Here is a 16780-nt window from a genome sequence, read left to right as displayed (position 1 = left end):
GAGCTCGGAACGAGCGAAGGGGAAGCGCGATGAAGGTCATGGCCCAGATCGCCATGGTGATGAACCTCGACAAGTGCATCGGCTGCCACACCTGCTCGGTCACGTGCAAGCAGACGTGGACCAACCGCACCGGCACCGAGTACATGTGGTTCAACAACGTCGAGACGCGCCCGGGCGTCGGCTACCCGCACACCTGGGAGGACCAGGACCGCTGGAAGGGGGGCTGGACGCGCACCCGCTCCGGCCGGCTCAAGCCGCGGTCCGGTGGACGCGTCGCCCGGTTCGCCAACCTGTTCGCCAACCCGGACCTGCCGGAGATCGTCGACTACTACGAGCCGTGGACGTACGAGTACGACAAGCTGCTCTCGGCGCCCAAGGACTCGAAGGACTTCCCGGTGGCGCGCCCGGTCAGCCAGCTGACCGGCAAGCCGATGGACACCATCGGCTGGGGCCCCAACTGGGACGACGACCTGGGCGGCTCCACGGAGACGATGCAGCAGGACCCGGTACTGGCGAAGATCAGCACCGAGGTCCGCGCCGAGATCGAGCAGACCTTCATGTTCTACCTGCCGCGGATCTGCGAGCACTGCCTGAACCCGACCTGCGTCGCGGCCTGCCCGTCCGGCGCGATGTACAAGCGGGCCGAGGACGGCATCGTGCTGGTGGACCAGGACCGGTGCCGCGGCTGGCGGATGTGCGTCTCGTCGTGCCCGTACAAGAAGGTCTACTTCAACCACACCACCGGCAAGGCCGAGAAGTGCACGCTGTGCTACCCGCGCCTCGAGGTCGGTCAGCCGACGGTGTGCTCGGAGACCTGCGTCGGGCGCCTGCGCTACCTCGGCGTGCTGCTCTACGACGCGGACCGCGTCACCGAGGCCGCCTCGGTCGAGGACCCGCAGGACCTGTACATGGCCCAGCGCTCGATCCTGCTCGACCCGTACGACCCGACCGTCGTGGCGGCGGCCCGCGCCGAAGGTGTGCCGGACTCGTGGGTCAAGGCCGCCCAGGACTCCCCGATCTGGGCGCTGATCGACACCTACGAGGTGGCGCTGCCGCTGCACCCGGAGTACCGGACGCTGCCGATGGTCTGGTACGTGCCGCCGCTGTCCCCGGTGGTCGACCGCGTGACCGCCGCCGGCAACGACGGCGAGGACCACAAGGTGCTGCTCACGGCCCTGTCGACCATGCGCATCCCGCTGGAGTACCTCGCCGGGCTGCTGACGGCCGGGGACACCAGGCCGGTGGAGCGGTCGCTGCGGCGGCTGGCCGCGATGCGCTCGTACATGCGCGACCTGGACCTGGGCCGCGAGGGGAACGAGGAGATCGCCGCTGCCGTCGGCATGAGCGGCGAGCGGGTGCAGGCGATGTACCGGCTGCTCGCGATCGCCAAGTACGACGACCGGTACGTCATCCCCACCACGCACCCGGAGACGCCGCGCGGCATCGCCGAGCTGGGCGAGGACGTGACCGGCATGGTCGAGGAGCTGGTCGGCGCCGGTGAGGGTGCACCGGAGGCGTGCTCGGTCTCGACGTTCCACGGCGGTGGGACAGGCCTGCGGATCACCTCCCGCGGTCGGGCCAAGGCGGGGGCGGAGGGACTCGCACCGACCCCGGGCCGCGTCAACCTGCTCGACTGGAGCGGCGACACCGCCCAGGCCGGGCTGTTCCCGCCGGCCGCCGCGGGGGTGGACGCCTGATGGTCGCCCGCATGGTGCACGCCCCGCGGCTGCCGGAGCTCGCGCGCGTCGTCTGCACCCCCGAGCAGCTGCGGACCGTGCACATGACGGTGTCCGTGCTGCTGGACTACCCCGGCGAGCGGACGGGTGCCGCGCTGGGCGCCGCGCGCGAGTCGATGGCCGGCCTGCCTCCGCTGGTGCAGCAGGACGTGGAGGCCTTCTGCGAGTGGGCCGGCCGCAGCGGGCTGCGGGCCATGGCGGAGCACTACGTCGACACGTTCGACCAGCGCCGTCGCTGTGCGCTGTACCTGTCCTACTACGCGGTGGGCGACACCCGGCAGCGGGGTGCGGCGATCCTCGGGTTCAAGGCGGTGCTGCGCGCGCTCGGCTTCGAGCAGGTGCGCGACGAGCTGGCGGACTACCTGCCTCTGGTGCTGGAGCTGTCGGGCCTGACGGGCGAGCGGCTGGTGCTGGAGCTGCTGGCCTCGCACCAGGAGGGCATCGAGGTGATGCGCTCGGCGCTGCGGGGGTACCGCTCCCCCTACGCGCACCTGCTCGACGCGCTGTGCCGCACGCTCCCGCCGGTGGACGCCGCGACGCACGAGCGGTACCAGCGCCTGGTCACCCAGGGACCGCCGGCCGAGATGGTCGGCACCACGTCCGCCTTCGCCGACGCGATGCCCTTCGCACCCGCATTCGCCCTCGCTGACGGGAGCTCCCCCTCGTGACCACCGCCGACGTCCTGCTCTGGGTCGCCTACCCCTACATCTGCCTGACGCTGCTGGTCGGCGGGCTGGTGTGGCGGTGGCGCAACGACCAGTTCGGCTGGACCACCCGCTCCTCGCAGCTGTACGAGAAGCCGATCCTGCGGGCCGCCTCGCCGACGTTCCACCTCGGGTTCCTCGCGGTGATCGGCGGGCACTTCGTCGGCCTGCTGGTGCCGAAGACGTGGACCGAGGCGGTCGGCATCCCGCAGCACGTCTACCACCTGACGGCGACCATCGGCGGGTCGGTGGCGGCGTTGGCCACCGTGCTCGGCCTGGCCGGGCTGCTGTACCGGCGGTTCGCCGTGCGGTCGGTCACGCTGGCCACCACGACGCGGGACAAGGTGATGTACGTGCTGCTGGTGCTGCCGGTGGCGCTCGGCACGTGGGCGACCGTGGCCAACCAGGTGCTCGGCGGGCCGGAGGGCTACGACTACCGCGAGACGATCAGCCCCTGGCTCCGTTCGGTGCTGACGTTCTCGCCGGAGCCGCAGCTGATGACGGCGGTCCCGCTGTCGTTCCGGCTGCACGTCCTGGCCGGGTTCGCGCTGTTCGCGATCTGGCCCTTCACGCGCCTGGTGCACGCCGTCACCATCCCGGTGCAGTACCCGACGCGCCCCTACATCGTCTACCGCGCCCGGCGCGCCTCGGTGTCCGCGGCCGCCGGCCGCCGCGGCTGGGCGCCCGTGCAGCGCTCCGCCGACCGCGACGGCGCCCGGTCCCGGGGCGCATGAGCGCCGTGCCGGCGCCCGGCGCGAAAGGGCGCATCCTTGGATCGGACGCCTCGCATGACAGGATCACGGCCGACATGAGCAGCCTCGCCACGCACGACCAGCCCGATGCCCCGGACGGGCCCACCACCCCGCAGACGCTGATGCGCGCCCTCGAGGCGCTGTCCCCCGCCCAGCACACCCTGCTGCGCGAGGTCGCGCGGTACACCGAGCCGGTCACCGTCACCGAGCTCGCGGTGGGCATGGGCCTGCACCCGAACTCCGTGCGCGAATCGATGGCGGCGCTGCTCGACGCCGGCCTGGTGGCCCGGGGCCGTCGGCCCGCGGTCGGCCGCGGCCGGCCGTCGTGGACCTACCGGTCGGTCGCCCCCGCGCAGCCGTCCGCGCTGGCCCGCGAGTTCGCGGACGTCTGTGCCGCCGTCGCGGACCACCTGGCCGACACGGTGCCGGACCCGGAGGCGGCGGCGCGGGACATCGGCTCACGGTGGGCCCGGCGCATGGTCGACGTGGCCGGGCCGCCCGCCGGCAAGAACGGTCAGCCGCTCGACGAGCCGCAGCGGATCGACGTGCACGGCGGCCGGCTGCGGCTGCTGCTCAGCTCCCTGGGCTACGGCGCCCTGTCCGAGGAGACCCCCGGGCGGCTGACGCTGCACCAGTGCCCGCTGCGGATCGAGGGCCAGGTGCCCAGCCCGCTGGTGTGCCAGATGCACCGCGGTCTGATCGACGAGGTGCTGCAGCGGGTGTCGCACGGCAACGTGGAGGCCGAGCTCACGCCGTTCGCGGGGCCGGACCACTGCACGGTCGCGCTGCACCTGACCAAGCGGGACGCCGCCACCGCCTGAGGACGGGTTCGCCGGCCGCGGTGGTGGCCGCGCAGCAGCGGGTCGTCAGGCGGCGGGTCGTCAGGCGGCGGGCGGTCAGCCCGTCACCTGCAGCACGCCGTGCGCGCCCTTCTCCGCCAGGCTCATCTCGTGGTTGACCAGGGCGTAGCGGCCCGCGGCGGGCGGCACCAGCTCGACGAACCCGCCCTCGGCCGGCAGCAGGGACAGCACCTGCGCGCCCGTGCTGCCGGTGGTGGTCCCGTCGGTCGCCGTGCCGTGGTGGACGCGGTACGCACCCTCGGTCCAGACGGTGTCGAACTGGGTGCCGACGACGTGGAACGACAGCGCCGCGTTCGGCCCCGCGTCGAGCACCCACAGGCGCACGCGCTGGCCAACCGTGGCGGCCAGCGGGTGCGCGTCGTACTGGAAGGCGCGGCCGTTGAACGCCACGACGTCGGGCACCAGCCCGGCGATCTTGGTGGCGTCCGCCGGCTGACCGTTCGCGCCGAGGTAGAGCTCGGACTGGACGACGACGTAGGAGCGGTCCACCTGCTCCAGCCCGTCCGGCTCGATGACGACCGCCCCGAACATGCCGTTGGCGATGTGGCTGGACATCGGCATGGTCGCGCAGTGGTACATCCAGATGCCGGCCCGGCCGGCCGTGAACGTGTAGTCGAGGCTCTGACCAGGCTCGATGGTGCGCATCGGCTGCTCCGGGGCCACCTCGCCGGCGTGGAAGTCGATCGAGTGGCCCATCGTCCCGTGGTTCACCAGCGTGATGTGGAACGTGTCGCCCACGCGGCCGTGCAGGATCGGGCCCGGCGTTGTGCCGTTGTACGTCCACACCTCGCGCGTCAGGCCGGCGGTCACCGGGTCCTGCTGCTGCGTGATGGTGAACGTGTACGAGTGGTCGGTCGACGAGTCGAGCGGCGGCAGCTGCGCCGGGTAGGCGGGGAGCGCGGCGGCCTCGGCCTGCAGGTCGGCCATGGTGGGCGCGGCGGTGGTGCCGCCGGTGGTCCCCATCCCGGGCATGGCTGAGCCGTACGACGAGCCGGACGACGAACCGGAGGACGAACCCGGCGACGCAGACGCCGCCGGCGTCCCGACCGCGACGACGTGCACCACCATGCCCAGCTGCCGATGCCCCGGCAGCGAGCACCAGCCCTCGAGGTTGCCGCTGATCACCCCGACGTCCAGCACCGCCGTGGCACCGGGCGCCAGTGGCTCCAGCGCCGCGCCGTTGGCGAACACCAGGTCGTGCCGCTGGTCCCCGCTGTTGACCAGCGTGACGCGCAGCCGGTCGCCGACCGGCACCTGGATGGTGGACGGGGTGAACGACATGCCGCTGACGTGCAGCGTCACCTCCGTCGTGCGTCCGGTCGGGGTGACCGTCGTCGTCCCGGCGCCAGCTGCGCCCGCCGTCGCCGCCGCCGTCATCGCCATCCCTCCGCCGGCCAGGCCCGTCGCCGGCCGCGCGAGCAGCACGGCCAGCGCGACACCGACCACGACCACCACGCCGACCACGGCCATCGCCGCCCGGGACGTCGGCGTGCCCTCGCGGCCCGGCAGCTGCCGGGGTCCGGTGGGGCGGGGCTGCTCAGACATCGACTCCTCCGAGACTCTCCACCGCGGCCCGTCGCGCCCTTGCCTGCCTGACACCCGAGACCGCGAACAGGACCACGTCGAACGCGTACGCACCCAGCACCAGCAGCCACCACGCCGTGCGCAGCGCGCCGGACCCGGTGCCGGTCACGGCGATCAGCAGCAGGGCGGTGCTGCGCAGCACCACGCGCAGCGGCCAGACCGTCTCCAGCACCCCCATGCCCCGGCGGACGGCCTCCGGACCGCCACCCACCACCACGGGCATCAGGTAGGTCAGCGCGCCGACGAACACCTGCGCCAGTCCCCCGGCACCGAGCACCGCCAACCAGGGCAGGTCGGCGTCGCGCAGCGCGGACGCGTCGGCCGCACGGAAGGCGTTGACGGCGATGGCCAGCACGGCGACCAGCGCCCAGCCGATCCCGGCCGTCATGGTCCACGTCGCATAGGCGCGCGGCGCCTTGCCCAGCGCGGCACGCACCAGCGGGAGCGCCACGCCGAGCAGCAGACCGACGAGCACCACCAGCAGGCCGATGCCGATGCCCGGCATCAGCCCGACCGTCGCCGCCGTCGCGGCCAGCAGCACGCCGCCGGCCACCCACGGCAGGACGCCGATCGCGTCGTCCACCGCCCGCGGGTCCATGCGCGTGCGCAGCATCGTGGGACCGAGGGTGACCAGCGTCCCGGCGATCGACAGGCCCAGCCAGCCGCCCACGTTGACCAGGGCGTGCGCCAACGTCAGGTCGTCGCGGGCATGCAGCAGCCACGCCGGCGCGGTGCGGGCGAACATCGAGACGGTGAGGAACCCGGCCAGCACGCAGCCGACCACCAGGAAGCCGGCCGCCACCACGTAGTACCGGATCACCACCGCGAACCGGGACGCCAGGGCGGTGCGGCCCGCCCGCAGCAGGGCCAGCCCGTGCCAGCCGATCACCACGCCGACCAGCCCCGCGGCCGTGACGGTGCCCCACGTGCTGGCCGTCCACATCGCCGCGACCAGGCCGATCAGGACGACGTTGAACGCCACGCTGCGCACGGTGGCGTCCCGGCCGGACCGGAGGTCGTCGGGCGCCAGGTGCAGCAGTGCCCGCGTGAAGTACCAGGACCACTGCAGGATCCCGTTGGTCAGCACCCCGAGGGCGCCGACGTGGATCATGCTCCACAGCGGCTGCGGTAGCGCCGCGGGGTGCAGCAGCCCGACGGCGGTCACCGCCAGGGTGGCCAGCAGCCAGCCGGTGGTCCACCGGTCCGTCCGGGGCCGTCGGGTCTGGCGCCGCGCCGGGGTGGCCGGCCGGGACACCCCAGGTGAGCTCAGCCCCGTCATGCCACCACCTCACGGTCGTCGCCGGCCGCGTCGGTGCGGGCCACCCGCGCTCGTCGTCCGCCCACGGTCACCAGCACCACGGTGCTGCCCAGGAAGGCGAGCAGCGCCACCACGCTGAGGGAGCCGCCGAGCTGCCACGCGCCGACCGACGTCCGCGCGTCCGCCACCAGCCGGATCGCCAGCCCGACGTGCAGCATCGCCCACACGGCCCACATCACCGGGTGGTACGGCAGCGGCCGCCGGGCGACCGCCGGCACGATGACCGGGGCGTGCGCCACCACCATCGACATGACGAACCCGATGGTCAGCGCGTGCACCACCGCGTCGTACCCGAAGCCGGAGAGCACCGGTCCGTGCACCATCCAGACGAGCGCCGGCACCATCGCCCACACGTAGCCGGCCAGCATGCACGCGCCCATGAACCGGGTCAGGCCGCTGCTGCGGACGGTGCGCCGGGCCACGTCGTGCAGCCCGACGTCCACCATCAGCACGCCGAGCGCCAGCCCGAGCAGCGGGTACCCCCACGCGGGGGTCACGACGGTGGCGACCAGGGCGACCAGCAGCAGGCAGGACTCGGCGAGGATCCGCGGCTCGGTGGCCGAGGTCATGAACGCCACCCGGGCCAGCTCCAGCCGTTCGCCGACGATGGTGAGCACCATCAGGGCGGCCCACCACGGCACGATCGTCGCCACCTCGTACCCGCGCGCCCACAGGGCCACCCCGCCGAGCCCGGCCACGGCGCCGACCAGCTGCACCAGTACCGCGACCGACTGCTGCCGCCGCCACACGGTCAGGTAGATCGCCGCGAACAGGGCCATCGAGGCGACCCAGGCCCCGCCGGGCAGCGCCCGGCCCCACGGGACGTGCAGCGGAGTGGACTGGGCGACGAGCAGCAGCGCCCCGAGCCCGCCGGCCGCCGGGGCCGCGTACGCCCACCCGGAGCGCGGCTGGGACTGCAGGGCGACGGCCCGCTCCAGCATGATGGCGGTGCCGAGGAACCCGTAGATCATGAGGATGCCGTGGGACGACGCGAGCGCTTGCGAGTGCACCGGCGCGGACACGCCCAGGCGCAGCAGGGCGGCGTCCAGCCCGGACAGCGCCGCGACCAGGACGAGCACCAGCACGGCGAGCCGACCGCGGGGCACGCGCCCCGTGGGAACGCCCGTCGCCCGCGCGTCCGGCCGGCTCTTTGTCACGGATCTAACCGTAGTAAGTTGACGGCCGGCCGAGTGCCGCGACGACGGCAAGGAGACTGAGGCGATGCTCACATCCCAGCCGGCCGTGGCGCTCCCCCCGCTGGTCGAGCCCGGCCCGCCGCTCGACGGCGCCGAGGCGCAGCGCACTGCTCGGCAGACCCGGTTGCCGGAGCTCGGCGAGCTCGGTCAGCGCCGGCTGGCGGCCGCCCGCGTGCTGGTGATCGGCGCCGGCGGCCTGGGCGCACCCGCGCTGCTGTACCTCGCGGCGGCGGGTGTCGGCACCATCGGCATCGTCGACGACGACGTCGTGTCGCTCACCGACCTGCACCGTCAGGTGATCCACGGCGCGGCAGTCGGTGAGCCCAAGGTGGACAGCGCCGCCCGCCGGCTGGCCGAGCTGGCGCGGGACGTCGTCGTCGAGACGCATCGCGTCCGGCTCGAGGAGTCCAACGTCCACGACCTGCTGCGCGGCTACCACCTGGTGCTGGACGGCACGGACACCTTCGCCACCCGGTACCTCGTCTCGGACACCTGCGCCGAGCTCGGGGTGCCGCTGGTGTGGGCGTCGGTGCTGCGGTTCGACGCCCAGGTGTCGGTGTTCTGGTCCCGGCCGCCGGCCGGGGTGGCGCCCGTGACGTTGCGCGACCTGTTCCCCGAGCCGCCTGCGCCGGGGTCGGTGCCGTCCTGCGCCGAGGCGGGCGTGCTGGGGGCGCTGTGCGGGATGGTCGGCTCGATGATGGCCACCGAGGCGCTCAAGCTGATCATCGGCGCCGGGCAGGTGCTGCTGGGCCGCGTCGCGGTGGTGGACGCGCTGGGCATGCGGGTGCGTGAGGTGCCGCTGCTGCCGCGGGCGGCGAGCGCGCCGACGGACGTCGTGGGCGCACCGGCGGAGGCTGCGGACGCGTCGCGGCAGGTGGCGGCCGAGCGGCTCGCCGTCGGGACGCACCCTGTGCCGTTCACCGCTCGGGCGACCGGGGATCCGCGTGGGCCCGCGCGAGCGGCCACGGCGTCCGGCGACCTGTCGCTGGACGAGTACCGATCGCTGGCCGCCGCCGACCCGGCCCCGGTGCTGCTCGACGTGCGGGAGCCGTCCGAGTTCGCTCTCGACGCGCTGCCGGGCGCGGTCAACGTGCCGGTGTCCGCCCTGGTGCAGGCCTCGCGGCACGGGCCGGACGTGGTGCGGGCGCTGCTGACCGAGGCCGGTGCCGACCCCGCCGGGCTGCTGGTCGCGTACTGCGCGGTCGGCGCACGGTCGGCACGTGCCGTCCAGCTGCTGGTGGCCACGGACCACCGGGCCCGGACGCTGGCGCCGGCGGCGGTGACGGCGATCCGCGCCGAGGTCGCGGCTGCCGGACGGAGTGCCCGGTGAGCGGTCTGGTCCCGGTCGCCGAGCACCAGGCGCGCGTGCTGGCCGCCACCCCGACGCTGCCGGCCGAGCGCGTGCCCCTCGCGCAGGCGGCCGGGCGGCGGATCGCCGAGGACGTGCACGCCCTGGTGCCGGTCCCGCCGTGGGACGCCTCGGCGATGGACGGCTACGCGCTGCGCCATGTCGACGTCGCCGGCATGGCGACCCGGGGCGAGGCCGGCGGCGCAGACGACGACGGCGTGACGCTCGACGTCGTCGCCGACGTGCCGGCCGGCTCGGACCTCGACCCGCACCTGACCGCCGGGCAGGCGGTCCGCATCATGACCGGTGCGACTCTGCCGACCGACGCGGACACCGTCGTGCAGCTGGAGCACACCGACCGCACGGACACGCTCGCCGCCCTGCCGCCGACCGTCACGGTGCTGCGCGCACCGAGCAACGGCATGCACGTGCGGCGCACCGGTGAGGACAAGGCCGTCGGCGACCTGGTGGTCCCCGCCGGCACGCTGGCGCGGGCCACGGTGCTGTCGGCGCTGGCGTCCACCGGCCACGGCAGCGTGCTGGTCACCCGGGCGCCGCGGGTCGCCGTGATCGCCACCGGCAGCGAGCTGGTGGCGCCGGGAGAGCCGCTCCCGCGCGGGCACATCCCCGACTCGAACAGCCTGCTGGTGTGCGGGCTGGTGGCCGAGGCGGGCGGCGAGGTGGTCGCCGCCGAGCGGGTGCACGACGACCCCGCGGCGCTGGCGTCCGCGCTCGAACGGGCGGTCGCCCTGGAGCCCGATGCGGTGATCCTGACCGGCGGGGTGAGCGCGGGGGCGTTCGACCCGGTGAAGCAGCTGTTCACCGGCTCGTCTGACGTCACGTTCACCAAGGTGGCCATGCAGCCGGGCAAGCCGCAGGCGTTCGGCACGCTGCCCGGCGGGGCGCTGCTGCTGGCGCTGCCGGGCAACCCGGTCAGCGTGTGGGTGTCGTTCCACGTGTTCGTCCGTCCGGCGCTGCTGACCATGCAGGGTGCGGAGTCGTCGGCCGTGCAGCCGGGGCCGGTGCGCGCCCGCGCCGCCTCGTCGTGGCGCACCCCGGCCGGCCGCACCCAGTACCTGCCCGTCCGCGTGTCCCCGGCCGCGGACGGCTGGTCCGTCGAGCCGGCAGCCCGGCGCGAGTCGGCATCGCACCTGGTCGGCAGCCTCGCGGCGGCCGACGGGTATGCGATCGTGCCCGCGGAGACCGATGAGGTTCAGGCCGGCGACCTGGTGGACGTCGTGCTGACGGACCGGCGCTGAGGACGAAGAAGGAGCCATGGACGCACTGACCCACCTCGACGGCGCCGGCCACGCCCGGATGGTCGACGTGACCGAGAAGACGCCGACGGTCCGCTCGGCGACGGCCAGCGGATTCGTGCACTGCAGCCCGACGGTGGTCGCCGCGCTGCGCGACGACGCCGTGCCGAAGGGCGACGCGTTCGCCGTCGCCCGCATCGCCGGGATCGCCGGCGCCAAGCGGTGCGCCGAGCTGCTGCCGCTCGCGCACGTGATCGGCGTGCACGGCGCCAGCGTCGACCTCGAGCTGACCGACGCCGGCGTGCGGATCAGCGCGACCGTGCGCACGGCCGACCGCACGGGCGTGGAGATGGAGGCGTTCACCGCGGTGTCGGTGGCGGCGCTCGCCCTGGTCGACATGGTCAAGGCGCTGGACCGCGGCGTGTGGTTCGGGGACGTGCGGCTCGAGGCGAAGTCCGGCGGGAAGTCCGGCGAGTGGCGCCGCGAGCAGTGACCGCCGGGGGCACGGCCGACGGCGCGGCTGGCGGCCCAGCCGGGGTCACCGCGCGGGGCATCGGCGGCGCTCGCGCCGCTGACGTCCAGGCGGTGGTGCTGACGGGCGGGCGGGGGTCGCGGCTCGGCGGTGCGGCCAAGGCGGAGCTGGATCTCGGCGACGGACCGCTGATCGCCCGGCTGCTCGACGCGCTCGGCGCGGCCGGCATCGCCGACGCCGTCGTCGTCGGGCCGCCCCCCTCCCACGTGCCGGACTCCGTCCGCGTGCGCGTCACCCGCGAGGACCCGCCGTTCGGCGGCCCGGCCGCGGCGGTGCAGGCGGCGATGCCCCTGGTCGGGGCCCCCTGGGTGCTGCTGCTCGCGTGCGACCTGCCGCGCGCCGCCGACGTCGTGCGCCTGCTGCTGGACCGCTGGGGCGACGTGTCCGGCACCGCCGGCGACGGCGTGGTGCTGGTGGACGGCGAGGAGCACCCGCAGTGGCTCGCCGGGATCTACGCGCGGGAGCCGCTGGCGCAGGCGTTGCGGTCGGCCGCCTCGGCCGCGACGCTCGGAGGACGGCGCGGCGTGCGGATCGGCGACGTGGTGGGACAGCTGGAGCTCGCACCGGTGACGGACGCGGCCGGCGTCTCGCGGGACGTGGACACCCCGGACGACCTGGCGTGGTGGCGGGCGGCGCGGGAGCAACGAGGGACGACGAGCGGGAGGACGACCGTGGAGCACAGCGGCAAGGCCGGACGGGTTCCGGCGGGGGCGCTCGGCGACTGGCTCGCCGAGCTGCAGGGGTTGCTCGGCATCCAGGACTCGATCAACGTGGACGCGGTGCTGGACGTCGCACGCGACGTGGCGCACGGGGTGGCGCGTCCGGCGGCGCCGCTGAGCACCTTCGCACTCGGCCTGGCGGTGGGCCGCTCCGCAGCCGCCGGGGTGCCGGTGGGTGAGGAGCTGGAACGCCTCGCGGCGCTGGTGCAGCGTCGAGCGCTCGAGCACGCCGCCGAGTCGTCCCCCGAGCCCTCCGCCGAGCAGGGCACCGAGTGAGCACCACCACGACCACGGCGACGGTCCGACTGTTCGCGGCCGCGGCCGAGGCGGTGGGCGCCGAGCAGCTGGAGCTGCCAGCCGGCACCGTGCAGGACGTCGTGGACGCGCTGATCGCCGGAGGCGGCCCCGACACCGCCACGGTGCTCGGCCGCTGCTCGTTCCTGGTCGCCGGCCTGCGCGCCGACGGCCCCGACGTCCCCGTGCCGGCCGGCGCCGTGGTCGACGTCCTCCCACCCTTCGCCGGCGGCTGATCAGCCTTCGAAGCGTTCGGCCCCGATCGCCTTCGGTCAGCCGCCGATGGCGTTCATGCCGCGGGCCGGCTGGAGGAAGCCCGGGTCGTTGATCCCGTGGCCGGGCAGCTTGCCGTGCACGCACCGGCGGAGCACGGCGTCGAGCGCGTCGTCCGTCCGCTCGTCGTCGTGGAGCCCGTCCGAGCCCCGCTGATCCCGCAGCACCGCCCGCAGGTCCAGCTCCGAGGTGGCGAACAGGCAGCTGCGCAGCTGACCGTCTGCCGTCAGCCGCAGCCGGTCGCACGCGCCGCAGAACGGCGCCGTCACGGCCGCGATCACCCCGACCCGGTCGGGACCGCCGTCGAGCAGGAACGTCTCCGCCGGCGCACCGCCACGCCCCGGCAGCGGGGTCAGCGCCCACCGCTCCCCCAGCGCCGCCAGCATCTCGTCGCGCGTCACCATGCGGCCGCGGTCCCAGGTGTGGCCGGCGTCGAGCGGCATCTGCTCGATGAACCGCATCTGCGCACCGTGCGCGACTGCGAACTCGACCAGGTCCACCAGCTCGTCGTCGTTCACGCCGCGCATCGCCACGGCGTTGAGCTTGAGCGGCCGGAGCGGGGAGGCCGCCGCCGCGGCGATGCCCTCGAGCACGTCGTCGAGCCTGTCCCGCCTGGTCAGGGCGTGGAAACGGTCGGGGCGAAGGGTGTCCAGGCTGATGTTCAGCCGGTGCAGACCTGCCGCGACCAGGTCGTCGAGCACGGCGCCGAGCCGGATGCCGTTGGTGGTCATCGCCACCTGCACCGGGTCCCCGGACGGCCCACGCAGGGCCGACAGCCGCCGCACCAGGTCCACCAGGTCCGGCCGCAGCAGCGGCTCGCCCCCGGTCAACCGGAACGTGGTGACGCCGTCCTCCGCGCAGACCCGGGCCACCCGGACGATCTCGTCGGCGGACAGGATGCTGGGGCCCGCCAGCCAGGCCATGCCCTCGGCCGGCATGCAGTAGGTGCACCGCAGCGAGCACCGGTCGGTCAACGAGATGCGCAGGTCCCGGTGCACCCGGCCGAACGTGTCCACCAGCGGGTCACCGCGTCGTCCCGACGGCGCCCCGGGCATCGCCTCGGGGGCCGGTCGGGGCGCTCCGATCGTCACGGGGACCGCGGTCCGCCCAGCCCCCGTCACGTCAGATCCCCACCCACGACGTGCGGCCGTCCGCCTGGGACTGCCGCTTCCACACAGGCAGCTCGGCCTTGATCCGCTCGACGAGCTCGCGCGACACCTCGTACGCCTCCGCGCGGTGGGCCGTAGCCACGCACGCGACCAGGGCCAGGTCACCCACGGCCAGTGCACCGATGCGGTGGCTGACGGCCACCCGGGCCCCGCCTGCCTCGGCTCGCGCCGCGAGCTCCGCCAGGATCCGCTCGGCGTCGGGGTGAGCGCTGTACTCGATGCCGGTCACCTCGCCGTCGGCGCCCGGGTCGTGGTCGCGCACCTGCCCGACGAAGGTGACGACAGCACCGCAGCCCGGGTCCTGCACGGCGGCCAGGTGCTCGGCGAGGTCCAGAGGTGCGCTGCTGACGCGCGCGAGCGCCGCCATCAGTGGTCGCCGCCGCGCAGCTGGTCGAGCACGTGGGGCACCAGGGGCACCAGCACCTCCAGAGACTCGCGGACGGCGGCGGGCGAACCGGGCAAGTTCACCACCACCGAGTGTCCGGCCGTTCCGGCGACGGCGCGCGACAGGGCCGCCGTCGGAGTCTTCTGCAGACCTCGGGCACGGATCACCTCGGCGACACCCGGCAGCTCCAGGTCGAGCACGGCGCGGGTCCCCTCCGGTGTGCGGTCCCGCGGTCCGACACCGGTCCCACCGAGGGTCAGCACCAGGTCGGCACCCTCCGCGACCGCCTCCTCGAGAGCGAGGCGAACCGGCTCGGCCCCGTCCGGGACCACGCGGGGCGCGTCCACCGACCAGCCGGCCTGCGTCAGCGCCTCTGCGGCAGCGGGTCCGGACAGGTCCTCGCGCAGCCCGGCTGCGGACCGGTCCGAGACGGTGATCACCACGGCGCGGCGACGTGGCACCTGGTCGGTGGGGACGTGGACGTGGGCGCCGGCGGAGGGGTTGCGGTCGACCTCGTGGCGGTGCTGGCCGGCGGTGTCCACGCCGTGCGCAGCGGCGTCCGTCGGGTCCGGTCGCGGCATCCGGTCAATATAACGGACGATGGTAGTTTCTAAGCCGTGACGGCAGCGGACGACGCGAGCACCAGCGCCGCGCTGGCCTCCCCGGCACGCCGCCGGGTGCTCGACGCGGTCCGCGCGGCAGCGGAGCCTCCGACGGCCCAGCAGCTCGCCGTCGAGCTGGACCTGCACGTCACCACGGTCCGATTCCACCTGGACCTGCTGGAGCAGTCGGGTCTCGTGGAGCGGGTGACCCGCCATGCCGGCCGGCGCGGGCGGCCCAGCGTGCACTACCGCGCGGTGGGCCCAGCGGCGGACGTCGCGAGGGACCAGATGATCGAGGCGCTCGCCGAGGCCCTTGCCGCGAGCGGAGCCGCCGCGCACCGGGAGTCGGCGGCGGCGGGCCGGCGGTGGGCTGACCAGCTCGCGGCGCGAGCCGACACCGACCCGGAGACGCACATCGACCCCGCCACGCGCACCGACCCCGCCACGCGCACCGACCCCGCCGGTCAGGCTGCCGAGGCCACCGCCGCAATCTCCGAGGTGTTCGGGCGGCTCGGCTTCGACCCCGAGGCGCACGACGACACGATCCGGCTGAGGTCCTGCCCGTTCCGCGAGACCGCGTCCCGCTACCCCGAGATCGTCTGCCAGGTGCACACCGGGTTGGCGCAAAGACTGGCGGAACGGGCCTTCGACGGGGAACGTGTGCAGGTACGCCTCACCCCCTTCGTCGAACCGGAGCTCTGCGTGCTCCGCCTGGCCCCGCGAACGGATGGCGCCCTTGTCCGCTGAACCGAGCTCCCAGGACGACTGGGACCCGCGCTCTCCCGCCGTCCTGCAGGACCAGCTCGCCGCGTACGACGAGATGCGCGGCCGCTGCCCCGTCGCGCACAGCGAGTACCTCGGCTGGTCGCTGTTCCGCCACGCCGACGTGCTGCAGGTGGTGCAGGACCACGAGACCTTCTCCAACGTGGTGTCCACGCACCTGAACGTCCCGGACGGCATGGACCCGCCCGAGCACACCGTGTACCGGCAGATGGTCGACAGGTACTTCACCGACGAGCTGGTGGACGCCTTCGAGCCGGAGTGCCGCCGGGTGGTGACCGAGCTGCTGGGCCAGCTGCCGCGGGACGGGTCGCCGTGGGACGTCGCGGACCTCTCGGAGCAGGTGGCCCTGCGCACCCAGTCCGCCTACCTCGGCTGGCCCGAGCGGCTGCACGAGCCGCTGCGCGCGTGGACCGCCCGCAACCGCGCGGCGACCCTGGCGCGGGACCGCGGCGCGATGGCGGACGTGGCGGAGGACTTCGACGGCTACATCACCGGTCTGCTCGACGAGCGGCGGGCGCTCGGCGACGCGGCGCCGGACGACCTGACGACGCGGCTGCTGACCGACCAGGTGGACGGGCGACCGCTGACCGGCGCTGAGCTCGTCTCCACGCTGCGCAACTGGACCGTCGGCGAGCTGAGCACCATCGCGGCGTCGGTCGGCATCGTCGTGCACCTGCTCGCCACCCGACCGGAGACGCAGCAGGCGCTGCGCGACGACCCGTCGCTGATCCCTGCCGCGATGGACGAGATGCTGCGGATCCACCCGCCGCTGGTGGCCAACCGCCGCGTGGTGACCCGGGACGTCACCGTGGGTGGCCACGACTTCGCACCAGGCGACCGGCTGACCGTGATGTGGGCCTCTGCGGACCGGGACGAGGCCGTGTTCGGCGATCCCGACGAGCTGCGGCTCGACCGGCCGCCGGCGGACAACCTGCTGTACGGCGCGGGGATCCACGTCTGCCCGGGTGCCCCGCTGGCCCGGCTCGAGCTGCGCGTGCTGACCGAGGAGCTGCTGCGCCGCACGCGCTCGATCGAGCTGGACACCGAGCAGCAGCCGGAGCTGGCCGTCTACCCCGCCAGCGGCTTCACGCGGCTCTTCGTCCGGGTGCGCCGGGCGGGGCGCCACACCGCCTGAACCCCCCGAGAGCCCTGCGAGAGCGCCCCGTCACCGTGGCGAGACACGGGTCCGTTCGACAAATAAGTCGGAGTAGAGTCCTCTCTATTCAGGGTGAGACACGGCCCTGTCCCGGGCGGAGCGCCCGGCGCGAC

At 74.5% G+C, this 16780-nt stretch carries 17 protein-coding genes; 11 read left to right on the top strand and 6 right to left on the bottom strand.

What is annotated here, in order from left to right:
* Positions 1-29: 29 nt before the first annotated feature.
* From narH to ACFQTY_RS05285, 4 genes are all read left to right on the top strand, one after another.
* A complete protein-coding gene (narH, locus tag ACFQTY_RS05300; RefSeq protein ID WP_378098222.1) occupies positions 30-1697 on the top strand; it encodes a nitrate reductase subunit beta in 1668 nt (555 codons plus the stop codon).
* Positions 1697-2404, top strand: coding sequence for a nitrate reductase molybdenum cofactor assembly chaperone (narJ, locus tag ACFQTY_RS05295; protein WP_378098219.1), 708 nt, complete (start codon positions 1697-1699; stop codon positions 2402-2404). Before narH ends, narJ begins: the two co-directional genes overlap by 1 nt.
* Positions 2401-3174 (top strand): respiratory nitrate reductase subunit gamma, encoded by a 774-nt coding sequence (gene narI, locus ACFQTY_RS05290; protein WP_378098216.1) that lies wholly within the window; start codon positions 2401-2403, stop codon positions 3172-3174. Before narJ ends, narI begins: the two co-directional genes overlap by 4 nt.
* Before the next feature lie 74 nt (positions 3175-3248).
* Positions 3249-4013 (top strand): helix-turn-helix transcriptional regulator, encoded by a 765-nt coding sequence (locus ACFQTY_RS05285; protein ID WP_378098213.1) that lies wholly within the window; start codon positions 3249-3251, stop codon positions 4011-4013.
* A 75-nt stretch (positions 4014-4088) separates the two neighbouring features.
* Here ACFQTY_RS05285 and ACFQTY_RS05280 read toward each other — a convergent pair whose 3' ends face one another.
* Genes ACFQTY_RS05280 through ACFQTY_RS05270 form a run of 3 tightly spaced genes read right to left on the bottom strand, consistent with a single transcriptional unit; the run spans position 4089 to position 8111 of the window.
* Positions 4089-5597: a multicopper oxidase domain-containing protein gene (locus ACFQTY_RS05280; RefSeq protein WP_378098210.1), complete on the bottom strand. Its 1509-nt coding sequence runs from the start codon at positions 5595-5597 to the stop codon at positions 4089-4091.
* Positions 5590-6915: a hypothetical protein gene (locus tag ACFQTY_RS05275; RefSeq protein ID WP_378098207.1), complete on the bottom strand. Its 1326-nt coding sequence runs from the start codon at positions 6913-6915 to the stop codon at positions 5590-5592. Before ACFQTY_RS05275 ends, ACFQTY_RS05280 begins: the two co-directional genes overlap by 8 nt.
* Positions 6912-8111, bottom strand: a complete 1200-nt coding sequence (locus ACFQTY_RS05270; RefSeq protein ID WP_378098204.1) for a hypothetical protein — start codon at positions 8109-8111, stop codon at positions 6912-6914. Before ACFQTY_RS05270 ends, ACFQTY_RS05275 begins: the two co-directional genes overlap by 4 nt.
* 64 nt (positions 8112-8175) lie before the next feature.
* Here ACFQTY_RS05270 and ACFQTY_RS05265 point away from each other — a divergent pair, with 64 nt between their 5' ends.
* From ACFQTY_RS05265 to ACFQTY_RS05245, 5 genes are read left to right on the top strand one after another with little or no spacing between them, the layout of a single operon-like run.
* A complete protein-coding gene (locus ACFQTY_RS05265; RefSeq protein ID WP_378098201.1) occupies positions 8176-9480 on the top strand; it encodes a ThiF family adenylyltransferase in 1305 nt (434 codons plus the stop codon).
* Positions 9477-10757, top strand: a complete 1281-nt coding sequence (glp, locus tag ACFQTY_RS05260) for a gephyrin-like molybdotransferase Glp (protein WP_378098198.1) — start codon at positions 9477-9479, stop codon at positions 10755-10757. Before ACFQTY_RS05265 ends, glp begins: the two co-directional genes overlap by 4 nt.
* Before the next feature lie 16 nt (positions 10758-10773).
* Positions 10774-11247, top strand: a complete 474-nt coding sequence (gene moaC, locus ACFQTY_RS05255; protein ID WP_378098195.1) for a cyclic pyranopterin monophosphate synthase MoaC — start codon at positions 10774-10776, stop codon at positions 11245-11247.
* Complete coding sequence (locus ACFQTY_RS05250; protein ID WP_378098191.1) at positions 11229-12281, top strand: NTP transferase domain-containing protein; 1053 nt, start codon at positions 11229-11231, stop codon at positions 12279-12281. Before moaC ends, ACFQTY_RS05250 begins: the two co-directional genes overlap by 19 nt.
* Positions 12278-12535 (top strand): MoaD/ThiS family protein, encoded by a 258-nt coding sequence (locus ACFQTY_RS05245; RefSeq protein WP_378098188.1) that lies wholly within the window; start codon positions 12278-12280, stop codon positions 12533-12535. The genes ACFQTY_RS05250 and ACFQTY_RS05245 overlap by 4 nt, the downstream gene beginning before the upstream one ends.
* Before the next feature lie 36 nt (positions 12536-12571).
* Here ACFQTY_RS05245 and moaA read toward each other — a convergent pair whose 3' ends face one another.
* From moaA to ACFQTY_RS05230, 3 genes are all read right to left on the bottom strand, one after another.
* Positions 12572-13627 (bottom strand): GTP 3',8-cyclase MoaA, encoded by a 1056-nt coding sequence (gene moaA, locus ACFQTY_RS05240; RefSeq protein WP_378099114.1) that lies wholly within the window; start codon positions 13625-13627, stop codon positions 12572-12574.
* Positions 13628-13694: 67 nt separating this feature from the next.
* A complete protein-coding gene (locus ACFQTY_RS05235) occupies positions 13695-14108 on the bottom strand; it encodes a molybdenum cofactor biosynthesis protein MoaE (RefSeq protein WP_378098185.1) in 414 nt (137 codons plus the stop codon).
* Positions 14108-14707: a molybdenum cofactor biosynthesis protein B gene (locus tag ACFQTY_RS05230; RefSeq protein WP_378098183.1), complete on the bottom strand. Its 600-nt coding sequence runs from the start codon at positions 14705-14707 to the stop codon at positions 14108-14110. The genes ACFQTY_RS05235 and ACFQTY_RS05230 overlap by 1 nt, the downstream gene beginning before the upstream one ends.
* A 36-nt stretch (positions 14708-14743) precedes the next feature.
* Between ACFQTY_RS05230 and ACFQTY_RS05225 the strand changes: the two genes are divergently transcribed.
* On the top strand, positions 14744-15475 hold the full coding sequence (locus ACFQTY_RS05225) for a helix-turn-helix transcriptional regulator (RefSeq protein ID WP_378098180.1): 732 nt from the start codon (positions 14744-14746) through the stop codon (positions 15473-15475).
* On the top strand, positions 15465-16646 hold the full coding sequence (locus ACFQTY_RS05220; protein WP_378098177.1) for a cytochrome P450: 1182 nt from the start codon (positions 15465-15467) through the stop codon (positions 16644-16646). Before ACFQTY_RS05225 ends, ACFQTY_RS05220 begins: the two co-directional genes overlap by 11 nt.
* Positions 16647-16780: the final 134 nt, after the last annotated feature.

The sequence above is a fragment of the Cellulomonas sp. T2.31MG-18 genome, assembly GCF_964266755.1.
Taxonomy (GTDB): Bacteria; Actinomycetota; Actinomycetes; order Actinomycetales; family Cellulomonadaceae; genus Cellulomonas.
Note: the sequence above shows the minus strand (reverse complement) of the source record. Positions and strands in the feature narration are given on the sequence as shown.